General features: G+C 48.8%; 14 protein-coding genes and 1 pseudogene. 8 read left to right on the top strand and 7 right to left on the bottom strand.

Annotated elements, in window-relative coordinates; genetic code table 11:
• Positions 1-90 precede the first annotated feature (90 nt).
• Positions 91-723 carry a tyrosine-type recombinase/integrase gene (locus H6G13_RS13650; protein ID WP_206756524.1) on the bottom strand — a complete coding sequence of 211 codons (633 nt, stop codon included), beginning with the start codon at positions 721-723 and terminating at the stop codon, positions 91-93.
• A gap of 438 nt (positions 724-1161) precedes the next feature.
• On the opposite strand from H6G13_RS13650, the gene H6G13_RS13645 reads away from it, so the two are divergent.
• Together H6G13_RS13645 and H6G13_RS29475 are read left to right on the top strand one after the other, a co-directional pair.
• Positions 1162-1883, top strand: a protein-coding gene (locus H6G13_RS13645) for an IS1 family transposase (protein ID WP_190483759.1) whose coding sequence is annotated in 2 segments (ribosomal slippage) — positions 1162-1468 and positions 1468-1883 — 723 coding nt in all. Because the reading frame shifts where the segments join, the coding sequence is not laid out codon by codon here.
• The gene (locus H6G13_RS29475) at positions 1805-2146 is read left to right on the top strand and encodes a YkvA family protein (RefSeq protein WP_347277482.1); all 342 of its coding nucleotides are present in this window, start codon (positions 1805-1807) and stop codon (positions 2144-2146) included. The genes H6G13_RS13645 and H6G13_RS29475 overlap by 79 nt, the downstream gene beginning before the upstream one ends.
• Positions 2147-2199: 53 nt before the next feature.
• Here H6G13_RS29475 and H6G13_RS13635 read toward each other — a convergent pair whose 3' ends face one another.
• From H6G13_RS13635 to H6G13_RS13620, 4 genes and pseudogenes are all read right to left on the bottom strand, one after another.
• Positions 2200-2574 carry a hypothetical protein gene (locus tag H6G13_RS13635; protein ID WP_190483758.1) on the bottom strand — a complete coding sequence of 125 codons (375 nt, stop codon included), beginning with the start codon at positions 2572-2574 and terminating at the stop codon, positions 2200-2202.
• 129 nt (positions 2575-2703) lie between these two features.
• Positions 2704-3409, bottom strand: a pseudogene (locus tag H6G13_RS13630) (IS1 family transposase).
• Between the two features lie 180 nt (positions 3410-3589).
• Entirely contained in the window at positions 3590-3826 is a 237-nt protein-coding gene (locus H6G13_RS13625; protein WP_190483757.1) for a hypothetical protein, read from the bottom strand.
• Positions 3827-4112: 286 nt separating this feature from the next.
• Positions 4113-4664, bottom strand: coding sequence for an ankyrin repeat domain-containing protein (locus H6G13_RS13620; protein ID WP_190483756.1), 552 nt, complete (start codon positions 4662-4664; stop codon positions 4113-4115).
• 456 nt (positions 4665-5120) lie between these two features.
• On the opposite strand from H6G13_RS13620, the gene H6G13_RS13615 reads away from it, so the two are divergent.
• Positions 5121-6185 carry a hypothetical protein gene (locus H6G13_RS13615; protein WP_190483755.1) on the top strand — a complete coding sequence of 355 codons (1065 nt, stop codon included), beginning with the start codon at positions 5121-5123 and terminating at the stop codon, positions 6183-6185.
• A gap of 103 nt (positions 6186-6288) precedes the next feature.
• Here the strand turns inward: H6G13_RS13615 and H6G13_RS13610 are convergent, their stop codons facing one another.
• Complete coding sequence (locus tag H6G13_RS13610; RefSeq protein ID WP_190483754.1) at positions 6289-7356, bottom strand: NADH:flavin oxidoreductase/NADH oxidase; 1068 nt, start codon at positions 7354-7356, stop codon at positions 6289-6291.
• Between the two features lie 284 nt (positions 7357-7640).
• Between H6G13_RS13610 and H6G13_RS13605 the strand changes: the two genes are divergently transcribed.
• The 4 genes from H6G13_RS13605 (at position 7641) to H6G13_RS13590 (ending at position 12623) form a co-directional block, all read left to right on the top strand.
• Positions 7641-9221, top strand: a complete 1581-nt coding sequence (locus tag H6G13_RS13605) for a hypothetical protein (protein WP_190483753.1) — start codon at positions 7641-7643, stop codon at positions 9219-9221.
• Between the two features lie 545 nt (positions 9222-9766).
• Positions 9767-10726, top strand: coding sequence for an orange carotenoid-binding protein (locus tag H6G13_RS13600; RefSeq protein ID WP_190483752.1), 960 nt, complete (start codon positions 9767-9769; stop codon positions 10724-10726).
• Positions 10727-11095: 369 nt separating this feature from the next.
• Positions 11096-11422 (top strand): hypothetical protein, encoded by a 327-nt coding sequence (locus H6G13_RS13595; protein WP_190483751.1) that lies wholly within the window; start codon positions 11096-11098, stop codon positions 11420-11422.
• A gap of 886 nt (positions 11423-12308) precedes the next feature.
• Complete coding sequence (locus H6G13_RS13590) at positions 12309-12623, top strand: hypothetical protein (RefSeq protein WP_190483750.1); 315 nt, start codon at positions 12309-12311, stop codon at positions 12621-12623.
• 270 nt (positions 12624-12893) lie between these two features.
• On the opposite strand, the gene H6G13_RS13585 is transcribed toward H6G13_RS13590, so the two are convergent.
• Positions 12894-13622 (bottom strand): hypothetical protein, encoded by a 729-nt coding sequence (locus H6G13_RS13585; RefSeq protein WP_190483749.1) that lies wholly within the window; start codon positions 13620-13622, stop codon positions 12894-12896.
• Between the two features lie 307 nt (positions 13623-13929).
• Between H6G13_RS13585 and H6G13_RS13580 the strand changes: the two genes are divergently transcribed.
• Positions 13930-14634 (top strand): cytochrome b/b6 domain-containing protein, encoded by a 705-nt coding sequence (locus tag H6G13_RS13580; RefSeq protein WP_190483748.1) that lies wholly within the window; start codon positions 13930-13932, stop codon positions 14632-14634.
• Positions 14635-14771 lie beyond the last annotated feature (137 nt).

Raw genomic sequence — 14771 nt, 5'->3', positions numbered from 1 at the left:
TGAATTATTTCTTTGGTTGTTTTTTCTATCTATTATGAATAAGAAAAAACAGATGTTCTAACATTCACTGACTACAACTAATCGCTGAAATTAATCCACCACATCCCGAAACTGGGCAGCGCTAAGGGCTGTATAGCGTACCGTATGCTGAATCTGCTTATGGCCTAGCCATTCCTGAATAATTCTCAGAGGATATCCCTTCTCAACCATCAGATAACCTCTGGTATGCCGTAGAACGTGAGGGTGGCTTAGCTCCTCTGGTAAGGCGATCGCAGCAGCAGCAGCCTTAAAAACCTTAGATACAGCCTTACCACTGATACCCTTGCCCCCATAGCCAGCAAAGATGAAAGGGGCGGCTGGGTATTCTCGCTTTAATCTCCTCAATTTCCTAAGCTCCTGACCGTCCAGCGGGTGAGTGTTTGATTTTGACCCCTTGAGGCGGTGAATGTAGATCTCGCCCTGATCGAAGTTGACATCTACCCATCGCAGCAACCCGATCTCTTCGCGACGTAGACCGTAGCGATATGCCATGTAAAGCATGAGCCAGTTACGGTAAGCATGTTTGCCCTTGCCCTGCTTGATCGTGTTGAGGAACTGGGTTAGCTCACTCTCAAATAGGTGCTGTCGATGCCCACCATAGGGATCGGCTTTTCGTTTTCTAGCTGGCTCTAGTACTGAGGTGCGAACGCCCTTGATTTGCAGCTCTTCAGAGACAATCTTCAAAAGTTCCGTTTTTGGTGATTGAAGCACTTCGCTAGACATCCCTCAAACTCCTATAGTGTTGTGGCTAAATAGGCGGAAAGTTCCGAAAAGGGTTATAAACGGAACTTGGCAGTTTCATAAAATTTATGAGCACAATTGCTCTGTTGGTGAAGATTTGATGTGGTTTAGCAATTAATGCTGATCAGCCTCCTGTTAGTTGGCTTTCTATAGGTATAGAGAGCTATGCAAGGCAAGGCGTTAACCAGCATATGGAAGAATATAACCGTCATTATTCAGATAATTCCTTCTGGAAGAAGATAAAGGCTGTTGCTGCCTCTGCAGGGAAGGAGATTACAGGGTAGTGCCAAAGAGGTAAGGATAGCCAAACTCTAGCTGAGGTCGGATGCGGCAATAGCTGTTGAAGCCGTAATGCTGGGATGGTGCCACTTAAAGTTACCAATGTCATTAAGACTCCTCCACTGCCCCAGTTGCTCCTCCAAAAACACTGTCAAAAACGGCAAGATCCATAATGGCAAGCAAAACCATAAGTGCAACGACTGTGGTCGCCAGTTCGTTCAAGACCCCCAGAATAAGATTATCGATGAAGCCACCAAACGACTGATTGACAAGCTCCTGCTTGAGAAGATCCCGCTTGCCGGCATCGCTAGAGTAGCCGAGGTCTCAGAAGTGTGGCTCCAGCAATACGTCAATGCTAAATATGGGCAGGTGCCCCGACAACTGGAGGTCAGCGCCAAAAAAAGGGGCGCTTGACGCTTGAGTGCGACGAGGCCTGGTCGTTTGTGGCTAACAAAGCGAACAAACAGTGGATTTGGCTGGCCCTCGACCGCAGCACACGTGAGATTGTGGGCGTTCACATCGGTGATCGCAGCCAGGAGGGAGCCAAAGCCCTCTGCTCTTCTTTGCCCCCGGTCTATCGTCAGTGCGCCGTCTGCTACAGCGACTTCTGGCAGGCCTATCAAGCGGTCTTACCGAGTAAGCGGCATCGTGCTGTAGGCAAAGACAGTGGGCAAACAAATCATATTGAGCGCTTTAACTGCACCCTGCGGCAGCGAGTTTCAAGGTTGGTTCGCAAGACCCTTTCATTTTCCAAGAAACTGGAGAATCACATTGGTGCTATCTGGTTCTTTATCCACCACTACAACGCATCCTTACCTCTTTAGGACTACCGATTACAGAAAAGGTCTTAACCCTTTATTACTGTTTTTGCGATCGCGATACCCCAGCCTGGGCTAAAACTGTAATTGTTGGTGCCCTAGGGTATTTCATCCTTCCCCTAGATGCAATTCCTGACATTACCCCAGTTGCTGGTTATACCGACGACTTTGGAATGCTTGCTTCTGCCTTTGCTATGGTTGCAGTTCATATTAAGCAGGAGCACGTCGATCAAGCTAGGGAAAAGCTCAAAATTTGGTTTCAACCATAGAAACCTAAAAGTATCAACAGAGCAGCTATAAAGAATCGCCCTATGGAAATTATTTAGTAATCACTGGGTAGCAGGATGGTTGTATAACCTTCCTCATCCAAGTAAGTACTTACCCAAACATCTTCACCATTGATGCAGTAGTAAGACATGATCTGACCGTCGCCAGTTTTGATGGCGATCGCATTGAGTTTGCCATCGTCGCTAGTGGCTAGCGCTTGCAGAGAAATTTCTTCTTTGGTCAGCTCTGGCAAAATGTCGTTATAGTGCCCAGCCTTACCAAAATCGCCTGAAACATGGCGTTTGAGTAGATCGTTAGGGGAAATACCCGCTTGTTCTAAAACATCTAGAGCGGCTGGTGTGGCGGTGCATTGTTGTAGGTCAAACAGCATGGTGAAGTCTTCTTTGGTTTCATGAAATAAATTAAGCAAAGGGAAAGGGGCAGGATGAATGATTAACCCTGCCCCCATAGTGGTTAACTAGCGGCTAAGCATTGACCTATTTGCTCATACTGATCAGCCGAGACATAATCCTTTTTGGGTAGTAAAGAATAGTAATGGTTAAGAACGCAAAGAGGCATTGTAATGATGCACAAAATACCAAATTGCACCAACGTGATTACTCAACTTTTTGGAGAACGACAAGGTCTTACGAACTAAGCGTCCTACTCGCTGTCGCAAGGTGTTGTTGAATCGCTCAATGTAACTGGTTTTTCCGTTTCTTTGCCAACTGCTCGATGCCGCTTGCTGGGAAGTACCCCCTCATAAGCCTCCCAGAAATCGGTGTAGCAGATCGCGCACTGACGATAAACCGGTGGTAAGGATTGCCAGAGTCCTTTTGCGCCTTGCCGAGAACGTGCACCGACAAATACCCCAACAATTTCACGGCTATCGGCATCCATGGCTAACCAAATCCACTGCTTGTTCGCTTTAGAGCCAACAAAAGACCACATCTCATCGAGCTGAATCGTCAGCCGTCCCGGTTTTTTTGGGTGACTTCGATGGTTCTCGGCGTTTGGTAGAACTTCTGATTGACATACATTTGCAACCACCGTTGAGAAACACCTGTCACCCGTGCAATCGCTGCCAGTGCTAGGCGTTCGAGCAACAACTTATCAATCAATTGGCGAGTCGTCTCATCAATCGGTTGCCGGGTTGCCCCCTCAACAAATTGCCGTCCACAATCCTGGCACCGGAATCGGAGTTTGCCGTAATGGGTATGTCCGTATTTGATGATTTGAGGAGATTGGCACTTAGGACAGTTCATCGATTTGGCTGCAATGCTTGATGCTCCTAGCATATCAACTCGCCATTACTATTCATTACTACCATTTCCTCAATATCGATACGTAATAATCCCTTCTAAACAAAGTTCCCCAATCCTTCTAAAAGGAAACCCCTCTCAAATCATGAGAAGGGCTTCGATTTCTGGAATTAGGGCGCGGTTTTAGCTTTTGATGTCTTGGTTTGGAGCGCTCCGTTTAATCAAGACACTGATGTACTCGCCAGTCGTTCCTATGGGTTGTGGCTGAGTCCAAAAAGTCTTGTCAGCGTAATTCAAAGTAGCCAGCAGTTTTTGCGTTGCAATGATCGCTCCGTAATCCCCAATGAGGATGTGCTTAAGCGTTTCCTGGCTAGAGAGAACCGGAATGGAGCGCAGTAATTCAGTTTTGCTAGTGATCATGTTCCTACCTTCTAAAAGAAAACAGGGAGACCTCTAGGGCTCCAAGAAGGTATGAAGATGGGCACTAGGGCTAAAATGAGCCTAGCGCTTCCTTTCTACCTGCATTAGATTGGGAGCGTTAGGGGGATTGGAAAGGGTCCAAGCTTTCCTTTCTCCCGTCTAGGCTCTCCCTGCATCTAAAACGGTATCAGAACAGTTCAGTGAGTTCAACCGTATTCAAAAAAGTCTTGAAAGCTAGGGCAAAATAGGCAAATAAAAAATGCGAAGTGCGATCGCACTAAGTCAGCTACTGAGCACCTGCCTCAACCAGCATTTGAATAATCTCATCGTATGCTTGCTGTCCAGTTCGAGTTTCCTGCCGCTGAGTTCGAGCTTCCTCCAGCACAGACCCACTGGATTGAAGATTTGGATTAGCGCCATGCTGTAACAACAGCCTCACCAAATCGGAACGACCTGCAGCAGCAGCATCCATCAGGGGGGTTCTACCAGCGGCAAGCTGATTGGGATCGGCTCCATGCTGCAAAAGATGTTCAGCTATTTCGTAAAAGCCTCGATTTACAGCTTCTACCAGTGGGGTATATCCTTCATCCCCATATAAGTTGACGTTCGCGCCTCTCTCTACCAAGAGCTTGACCATCTCACTACGACCTCTAGCGGCAGCGTGCATCAGCGCATGACCGTCAATGTAGCCTCCAGCATTAGGATTAGCGCCTTCTGACAGGGCAGCTTCTGCTCCTGCTAGATCGTTGTCATGAACCGCCTGCAATAGCCGATCATCCAGAGTTGGCCGTGTGCTGGCTGCAGCATTAGATCCGGGAGTTTCGGGGGCAGCACCCACTGATACAGGACTCGTAGAAGGCTCAGGAAAATTTGCTTCTGGAGGTGTTTGACAGCTTGCAAGGCTTAAACTTACGAGGCCCATGATGAAAAAAAGCCTTTGCTGAGGAATGCCAGCCATCCCGATCTCCTTGTGGCCGATGATTTGTACTCTGGTTCTAGCAGAGGAAATGGCATCGCCAGAAAATTGCAACCTTTCGCAATTGGGGTGTGCGATCGCAACCCCGTTCTCCCCTTGAGGATGAGGACAGCTTGTTTCTCAGACTCAGATGCAGAAAAGCGGCTACCTACATTTCGCAGGTAAACAGAATATTTTCCCAGAGGTTTTACAAGATTCTGCTAACGCTATACCCGGCTAGTAGGGTTTAGGCTGGCAATTTTTCATCTGGGCAAAGGCTAGGCCTGTGCCTAGAATGGCATCATTTAAGGCGTGCCATTTCACCAGGATTTGATACCGATGCCTCTGCCCTTTGATGCGGCCTCCACCCAAAAGCGGGTTGATCGGTTTTGGCAGCTCTCCGCTAGTTTTGGCATGGAGCGCAATGCTTATCACAATTATCTCAACGAGATCGTTAGCGATCGCTATGCCCTAATCAACGGTCTTCAGATCCTACGAGACGAACTGCAGCTTGCGGCAGACAGCCCTACAGACATGAAAGCCTGCGGGGCAGATATGAGCCTGCCCAGTGTAGTGACAACCCTGGCCTATACAAACTGCGGCGATCGCATCCACCAAGGCGAAGCCACCAAACGCTACCGTGATGTGGTAGCCTCCCGGTTTGCCACCCTCTCAGAAATCGGTGAACTGAAGCTAGAAGCCTTTTTCCCCGCTGGCGGCGGCACCGATAATGGAGCCACCCTGGCCCACGTAACCGTCGCCCACGAGTTAGATGAGCACCTAAAACAGCTCGTTTACGAAGGCAACCCCCAGTCTATTTCGCTGGTCGCGATTGATCTCAAAACCCATGTAGGGCGATTGCGAGAGAATGGCAAACAGGTCTACGGAAAAACGCGAGAGTCTCCCTGGCGCGAACCGCGTGCGGCCTGTGGTGCCATTGTCGGAGCGCTGAGCCATTACCACCCCGAAAATTTTATTCATCGCCGCATTCGCAACGACCTGGGAGAGCGAAATTTTCAATATCTGTCGAGCCAGCAAATCTTGACTGAAGAGGGGGTCGATATCACGATGGCGGTGGCAGCCGCCATTGTCGCCATTCGGGGCATTCGTAATACTGCAATGGCCCTGTCGCAAGAGATGGATGAGCGGGGACTAGGGCACCTTACGGCCAGTATGACGGTCAATCGCCCTTCGCGAGATGACCTGGTGGTTTATCTTGCCCGCGCCACAGTGTTTAACGGCAAAGTGCGAATTCAGAGCATGGGCACCGAGGCCAAACGGTACAGCGGCAAGCTGGTGGAATATGCCGGAGAAAAGCGATTACAGCTTCGGTATGACGATTGGGACAGCGAAGACGTACCGGTAGAAGAGATCGACTACAAAGCTCGACCGTCGGGATTATGAGACAGCAATCCTGTAAATTCTGGTATTGGGGAAGAGGTAGCGGCTTAAATAATCCGACAAGCCAGGTCTGGAAACTTATCGCTCTGATGGGCGAGTTCCTGCGCTACCAGGCTCTCTGGTACTGTACCGGATAGCTATGGCTATCTACTTGAAGAACTTTAGCGGCTCTATGCGCCCAGTAGGGATCTCGCAGCAGTTCTCTGCCTAGCAGCACCATATCAGCCTGCCCAGTTCGCAGAATATGGTCTGCCTGCTCTGGTGAAGTGATCATGCCTACCGCTGCAGTGTCAATATCTGCTTCTCGCCGAATGCGATCGCAAAAAGGAGTTTGATACCCTGGCCCTGTAGGTACTCGCACCCCAGGAACCAGCCCTCCTGATGAGCAATCGACAACATCTACTCCCAGCGTCTTGAGCTTCTGGCTCAACAGTACGCTCTGTTCAATGTCCCAACCGCCTTCTGCCCAATCAGTGGCTGAGATGCGCACCCAAAGCGGAGTACTGTCGGGAATGGTCTTTCTGACAGACTGCACCACCTCAATCAGGAGCCGAATCCGATTGTCAAAGGTTCCTCCATACGCATCACTGCGCTGATTGCTTAGGGGAGAGAGAAATTCATGCAGCAGATAACCGTGGGCAGCATGGATCTCAATTACCTGAAAACCGGCCTCTAGTGATCTTTGGGCTGCATTGACAAAAGACTGCTTGACTTGCTCAATCCCGGCTGCATCAAGTGCTTCAGGTGTAGGGCTGCTCTCATTAAAGGGAATGGCACTGGGTGCAAAGACAGGTCGCCAGCCACTTTCGTCTTCAGCAAGGGGCTTTCCTCCCTCCCAAGGCTTAGCGCAGCTCGCTTTTCTCCCTGCATGGGCTAGCTGGATACCTGCGACTGCTCCCGTTCCTTTCAGCAGAGCTGTAATTTTTGAAAGCATCTCGATATGCTCATCCGACCAAATGCCCAAGTCAGCAGGCGTAATTCTACCCTTAGGCTCTACAGCCGCTGCTTCTGTAAACACTAGACCCACTCCCCCCACCGCTCGGCTAACCAGGTGAACGAGATGCCATTCATGAGCAAACCCATCTTGACTGGAATACTGACACATGGGAGACATGCCGATCCGATTTCGGAAGGTCACACCTCGCATTTGGAGGGGCTGAAAGAGGGGTGTCATGGAGCTAAATCTCTTTGCTGATTGGGATTTTGCTGTTTTAGGCTAACGTTTCCACCTAGAAGTTGAAGTTATCTGGCGGTATAAAAAGTTTTTGCAGTCTTATCGATTTAGCCCTATCTAGGAGTGGTTGGCCCGCTCACTCCAGCCCGAAACGTCTCCATGCAACAGCAATAACGTTTTGTGTTGCGATCGCAATGGGCATAGGCATTCTCGATATCTAGCGTTATGACTAAGGTTCACAGGGTTCAAGTAGTTCTACCGATTTTTGGGAAGGGGAGTTGATTATGAGCCAGCTAACAGGAAGACAAGAGGGAACTCCCCGAGCAGATTTGTTGTCCGGTATAGTCGAGCTTTCTGGTTTAACAGACCTGGCTGAAGCCGCGATCGTCAACGCCTCGATTGTTACCTTTAGTGGTGACGACACCATCAAAGGCACGGCCACTGTAGTCTCCAGTGAGGGCAGCGCTAAGGCAGATGGTATAAAGTCCAGCTCGCTAGATGCGGGTTCTGGCAATGACGTATTCACAGTTAAGGCCAACGCCACTGGGGCAGAGCAAGCCCTCGCCTATGGGGTACGCTGGGCCTCCCTTCGCGGCGGATCAGGGATCGATACGTTCTCTATTTTTGCCGAGGCAACCAGCCCCAACTTAGCTAAAAGCTATGGGCTTTACCAAGCCTCGGTTTTCGGCGGTAACGGCAGAGATGCCATAAAAATTACCAGCGTGGCAGGCGGAGAGCAGCCCGAAAGTTATGGAACCTACAAGGCTGCAATCTTTGGAGAAAACGGCAACGATACTATCACCGTTAGCAGCACTGGTAATGGCAGCCTAGCAGGCCAAGTCTATGGGGTTTATGGAGGCCAAGTCAGTGGCGGCAACGGCAATGACACCCTTGCCGTTAAGAGCATCAGCACTGGCGTCAATACTGCCTCCAGCGTAGGGGTCTATGCAGCCTCTATCGAGGGAGGTCGGGGTAATGACACTATTCGCATTTTAGGGGACAGCCGGGGTGTTTTTAGCGGCAATGGTTTTGGCCTGCAGGGGGGGACTGTCAGCGGCGGCAGCGGCAACGATGTCATCACCATTTCAGGCTTTGGTAGTGGCAGGGGAGCCAACGGTACCGGAGTTGATGGCGGCTCTGTGAGTGGCGGTAGCGGTAACGACCGGGTCACTATTTCTGGCACCGGTAGTGGTGGCAACGGAGGATCAGGCATCGGCCTCTCCCGAGGCTCGATCGATATGGGCGAAGGCAACGATACTATTACCATCTCTAGCTCTGCGTTTGGGAGCCTTGGGCTCGGCAGTACTGCCGTGAACGAGTCAACCGTGCGGGGCGGCGATGGCAACGATGTTATTGCCATTACTGCGATCGCAAAGTCAAGCAACCCCATTCTCGGCACAGCCTCTGGGGTGAGCAAGTCCCAGGTTGACGGCGGTCGAGGAGATGACTTGATTAGAATTTCGGCTCAGGTTGGGGATAGCTTTTTGCTGGGCTATGGAGTGTCCCAGTCAAAGGTCAACGGCGGCGATGGTAATGATGTGATTACTATCAGCGGTACCACCCTGGCCCTTGATGATGCGCTGATCTATGGAGGCAAAGGCAACGATGTCTTTAACACTGGCAGGGGCGACGGCACTATAGACGGTGGCGCGGGCAAAGACCTAATCTTCCTAGATTTCTTTGATGCAGCCACCATGACCATCATGGCCCAAGGCAATAAGGGTTTGCAGATTACTGGCGCTGTAGAAGTGGCTGGTAAGCCAGTGGGCTGGAGCCAAACCATCCTAAACATGGAGCAATTCCAGGTAGGCAGCACTATTTTTACCACTGCTGTGGAAGCAGCCGCTTTTTTGCAGCCCGCTTAACCCTACCCCAAATTACTGGTCAGCACTAAAGTGGATAACCCTCACAGACAATTCGGCCTGCCAGGATCGTGTCCTTTTGCCTGCGGTTGCTGATAGGTAGCCAGAAATATTCATTGCGAGCAAAGCGAAGCAATCCCTGAGGCTGCTTCGCTTTGTTTGCAGCAACAAGCATGTTTAATTTAGGCTACTTACTAAGTTATTACTGTCTTAAAAGTCTTGAGCCTACATCACTATTCCAAGATATTGAAAAGCTTCAATACATACTCTAGGATTTCGCTCTAACAATCTTTTTGCAATTGCATAGAACTGCCGCAAACTGCTAGCGCTGAGTTTAAATCACTTACCGCTGTTGCAGGGGAGCGTTATCCTGCCAGGGTTTTCACTTCCTGCAGCTTCAGGTTCCCCTTAGCAAAACAAACTTGTTAATTTTTGTAAAATTTTGTGTTCGTGTTATTGTGGAGGTGTAAAGAGTTCAGTTTTCCTCTCTAGAAGCTTTCGATTTCCACCTTCTGCTGAACTAAAAATTTCACAGGTAGATCCGCAATATGTCATTTACAGTCGATTCTGCACGTGGAATTTTTCCTAGCACGTTAGCTGCCGATGTAGTGCCTGCCACTATCGCCCGCTTTAACCAACTGAGTGCTGAAGATCAGCTTGCATTAATTTGGTTTGCTTACCTTGAAATGGGTAAAACGATTACTATTGCTGCTCCAGGAGCAGCTAGTATGCAGTTTGCTGAAACAACCTTAAATCAGATTCGACAAATGTCGTTTCAAGAGCAGTCGCAGGTCATGTGTGACCTCACAAACCACGCCGATACACCCATCGGGCGAACCTATGCGACTTGGTCTGCCAACATCAAACTAGGCTTCTGGTATCAGCTTGGGCAATGGATGGATCAGGGCCTAGTAGCTCCTATTCCAGCCGCTTACAAGCTCTCAGCCAATGCTGCAGCTGTCTTGCAAACCATCAGAGGTTTAGAGCCAGGTCAGCAAATTACGGTTCTACGAAATACCGTGGTTGACTTGGGGTTTGACTCAAGCAAGTTAGGAACCTACACCAAGATTTCTGAACCCGTTGTTGTTCCTGCAGAGATTGATCAACGAACTCAAGTCACCATTGATGGTGTAGATAATCCAATTATCTTGAGCTACATGAACAATCTCAATGCGAATGACTTTGATGCGCTAATTGAGATGTTCGAGCCAGATGGCGCTCTCCAACCCCCCTTCCAAAGACCCATCGTCGGCAAAGAATCTGTGCTTCGGTTTTTCAGAGAAGAGTGCCAAAATCTGAAGCTCATCCCCGAGAAGGGAATTGCTGAACCCGCTGCCGATGGTTATACCCAGATAAAAGTCACCGGCAAAGTGCAAACTCCTTGGTTTGGTGCAGGTGTGGGCATGAATATGGCCTGGAGATTCTTGCTTAGCCCTAACGATAAAATTTTCTTTGTTGCTATTGATTTGCTGGCATCTCCCAAAGAACTGTTAAATCTTGCCCGCTAAATTAATAGATGAGTAAACGCTAGATAAAAGCGATTGCTCGATCTAGCAATAGGCGTTCTCTCTTAGGGAGGACGCCTATTGCTTTGAGCCTTCTCCTCCTGCCGCCTTAAGGAGTAAGCAGCTAACTTCTAATACCAATTCCAGAAAAAAGTGCTGCAGATAAGAGGGTGAGAGAGTGGATGAGTAGCGGCTATTTAGAGAGTTGGCATAAGAAAAGCAATAAACAAGTGAAACTATCCCTCATTCTTGTGAGTTGACAATTCCAAAAATCGCGAAATATCAGGTTAAGTTATAAAATTATGAGACAGAACTTATTATAATGTTACATATGACAATCGTGCCCAGCTCAATATAGATTCCGGCTTTAGTATGCAAGCAAGTGACGTTCAATGGTCTCAGACAGAGAAAAAAGCAGCTCAAGCCGCTTTCGATAAAGCTTATGAACGTGAGATCAAAGCTTTGATAGAAGAAGTTCATGAAAGAGCAGGTAGGATTTCAGAGCTTGATGAAATTTGGCGTTTGCACGATTTTTTAAGTGCTAGGCGACATGACATAGACGGCAAGTACGACTATAGCTATTCAGTTCTTATCTTTACCTTTGCTAGATTGGTCAAAGAGGGGTGGCTACATCTCAGCGAGTTAGATGGGCTAGAGGCCGATAAACTGACTAAAGTGGCGGCTCTTACCCATATGTGAAAATCAGGTCAGCCTAGCTCTTTTGTACTTCCTACGCTAATTGCTAAAGGGCTAATCATGCGAACATTTAAGACGATCAGTAGCCGCTAATTAGGGACGCCAACACAATGGCGTCCCTGCCCTTTGTGCTGGCAGATTTATAGCCACGTAACAGCCAGGTTTGAAAGCTGTTTGATAAGACATTAAGTACTGCGTTCGCCATTACTCTGCCACTTCGATCATGACTACATTAGTGCTTCGTTCGCAATGGCAGCGCCATATTATAAAATTTTAGAGATTTCAGATCGCTATGCAAAGCCTTATCTCTGGCTTTATGAAGCCTACGTTAATGCATATTTTTAGTGCGATCGCAAACCTAGCCAACCTTTACTAATACGGAAATTAGTAAAGGGAAATCCCTTGCAGCTTTAGCTGCAAGGGAACTCAATGACTCTCTAACTACCACTACCTTTCTAAAATTCCCACAAAGGCAGATCAGCCACCGCTTAAATGGGCATAGAAATAGATGTAGTTACTTTTCTATGACTGGTTTTGACCGCCACAGTTCCAGACGTTATGGTTATGACATTGTGAAGAATCTGCTTGGCAGTAAAGGCTATGCCGTGAAGGCCTCTAGCTTTCCAACGCAGTAGGCAAATGGGATGCCGCTTCTCGGTTACGCATATAGAGTCAGGACAGGTGTACCTTATTTTGCAACCCCCACCGTCGAGACAGTGGGGGTTGCGTTTGTTCTAAAGACGGCTGGGGACTGACCTGCTCACACCTTCGGCAATTCTCAGCTAAGTTTTACTCTCCACTCATCTGAACATCAACGCGTTCTCAGATTGGCTTGCAATTCTATGTCCTGTAAGCGACAAAGCTTACGGCCTAAACAAGGACTAAATTTATGAAAAACTCAATCCTAGGCGGCATTTCTTTACTTCTCTTGGTTGGCCTAGCCCTTCCAGCTAATGCCGCAGAAACTCTAAATGCGACTCAAGTATCAAATCTGGCCTATCAAGGTCAGCTCAGAACTCAGGGCATTAACGGCTACAGCAGCCTTGTCCAAGGCGTCTTATCTCGTGAAGTCACAGGTCAATCCGTAGTTGAAGCGGCCGTTGCCGGTGGTCGCTTGCCAGAGAGCGCCCTTCAAGATGCTAAGTTTATCAGCAACGTTAACTCTATCCTTAACCAGATCGCTCGGGGAGCGACTAATAGCTAAATCGGGTACTTCACTCGGCAGTACTTCTTACTAGTCAAAACATATACGCCTTGCCCTGCCCAACGGCAGGGCTTTTTTAGGCACTAGCAGGCAGGATGGTTTGAGGGATGGGTTGCGATCGCAACCCATCCCCCACCATCCCCCAGCTCATAAGCTACTCGATCAGCCTGTCTGATACACAGCTGAGGGATTACAGCAGAGAAAGGCAGAACGACACGACTCGTCAATACTGCATCCCACGCGGCCCACGTGTACTTAAAGAAAACAGATTCAGGGTTGATGCTTCTCTGCCAAGGCCAGCAGTTCTTCTAGCAAGATAGGCTTGTCAAACTGAGAGATAACCCTAGGGGTTTCCCAGGCTAATACCTCTAGTCCTGCCAATACGTCTATTTCCCAGACAACAGCCCCCTCCCGATACACTCGAATCCACTGGCCATCGCAATCCACATCGACCTGAGGCCGAAAGATGCCGTTGGCGATGTCAATACCCATAAACTGCAGCTGTTCTGGGCCATAGAGGCTAATCGGATGAGAATCGCCAGAAAGCAGACTGGCATCAAACTGTGGGTAGCCAAACTCTTCCTTAAGAGAAGTATTCAGTTCTGGGCACTCCAACGGATGGCACCATCCCATCTTTTCAATCACCTGCAGCCCCCAAGCTCTGGCCCCAAATTCATTAGGGGTAGGATCTAGCTCATACACCCAGATGTAGTTAGGCGATAGCTGTTGCTCTGAACCATCAAACCAGCGCACGGTAGGCCCGGTTTGCCAACGCATGACTTCATCGGCATCAGGCACCGAGTTGAGCGGCACGGAGGGAGCATAAGGCTGCACCTTATCCAAGTAGCGCTGAATGTAGCTGTCTGGTTTAACGGCCCAGTGGGAGAGCTCGTGGAGCGTGGTGGCCCAATTATTGCCTGCTCGAAACCAGTCCGGCAGAGGCACCCCAATTTGATGGGCCAACTCAAAGATGTCATCAACGGTGGGAATAGTCTTCACAACAGCCTCCAGTTGCAAAAATGCAGTTAAAGCTCGAAATTCTCTCATAAGTGAGCGAATTGAGCAAGCAAGATAAAGAGCAATACCTAGCTAGCCGCATTCGGTTAGCCCTTTACGCAGTTTTCACCGTTCTAGCGAGGGCCTAGCGAGGGCCTGGCCTCGATGAGTTGGAGTGCTGACAGGCGCAGAACCCAGCCATCTCAGGAGAATTGCTCAGCGTCCTCAATACGATTGAACTCCTTAGCTGATTCTGATACTTTTTTAGTGCAAGGCTACTGTTTAAGCAACTCGCTACTGGTTGCCGTCTATGAAACTGGCTCAACCTTATCAGCCACTACTTCTTCGCATCTTACACGGGCTTACTGGTCTGTTTCTAGTGGCTGCAATCCTAACAGCTTTCTGGACCTACGATACCTATGATGGGCGCTGGGGAAGAATTCCACTGCCCTCCTATAAAGACATTGAAGGGATACATGGAACTTTTGGATTGTATACCTTACTGATATTTCCCGCGTTTGTGATCTACGCATTTCACAGAGGGCAAAAGCGGCTGATTCAACCCGATTCGTTTACTAAATTAACTCAGGTCAACAAACCTATTTGGTGGTACACGCTAAACCGTTTTACCAACACGGCTGTCCTCCTTGCCCTAACGTTTGCGCTATTTAGCGGCAAGATGATGGATGAAACCTGGTTGCCAAAAGGGGAATTAAATCATGCTTGGTACTATGCCCATTTAATTTCATGGTTGATTATGGTGATTGCGATCGCACTTCACCTGTTGATAAATGCCAAAGTTGGCGGCGCTCCATTATTGCTATCCATGCTCAACCGGCAATTTCGTGATAAAGATAGTCCTACTTATTGGTCTGCCCATCTCGCTCAGTGGTGGTTGAGCGTTCAGCAAGGCGCTTGGTCAAACTGGTTTCAATCTTCGCGTACGCTAGTTTTTTTGGAAGTGGCTATCTTAATCAGTCTGGTTGCTGCCTGGATTATTCCACTGTTTAAGTAGCTGCCATTTATTAGCAGAGTGCATTAGCGGAGAGTACATAACGCCAGAGGCGCGGCTTCGCCTACGGCAATGTTCTGAATGCACTGCCTTAAAGGAATTTCAGCCGCTGAGCACTCAAAGCCCCCGCGCAGTTGGAG

Origin of the sequence: Pseudanabaena sp. FACHB-2040 (assembly GCF_014696715.1) — a bacterium.
Taxonomy (GTDB): domain Bacteria; phylum Cyanobacteriota; class Cyanobacteriia; order Phormidesmidales; family Phormidesmidaceae; genus JACVSF01.
This window is presented reverse-complemented; position numbering and strand designations above follow the sequence as displayed.

Excerpts from the sequence above, each read along its gene's own strand:
- H6G13_RS13625 (WP_190483757.1), bottom strand. The coding sequence starts at position 3,826 with ATGATCACTAGCAAAACTGAATTACTGCGCTCCATTCCGGTTCTCTCT.
- H6G13_RS13615 (WP_190483755.1), top strand. The coding sequence starts at position 5,121 with ATGCCTCTGCCCTTTGATGCGGCCTCCACCCAAAAGCGGGTTGATCGG.
- H6G13_RS13610 (WP_190483754.1), bottom strand. The coding sequence starts at position 7,356 with ATGACACCCCTCTTTCAGCCCCTCCAAATGCGAGGTGTGACCTTCCGA.
- H6G13_RS13605 (WP_190483753.1), top strand. The coding sequence starts at position 7,641 with ATGAGCCAGCTAACAGGAAGACAAGAGGGAACTCCCCGAGCAGATTTG.
- H6G13_RS13600 (WP_190483752.1), top strand. The coding sequence starts at position 9,767 with ATGTCATTTACAGTCGATTCTGCACGTGGAATTTTTCCTAGCACGTTA.
- H6G13_RS13595 (WP_190483751.1), top strand. The coding sequence starts at position 11,096 with ATGCAAGCAAGTGACGTTCAATGGTCTCAGACAGAGAAAAAAGCAGCT.
- H6G13_RS13590 (WP_190483750.1), top strand. The coding sequence starts at position 12,309 with ATGAAAAACTCAATCCTAGGCGGCATTTCTTTACTTCTCTTGGTTGGC.
- H6G13_RS13580 (WP_190483748.1), top strand. The coding sequence starts at position 13,930 with ATGAAACTGGCTCAACCTTATCAGCCACTACTTCTTCGCATCTTACAC.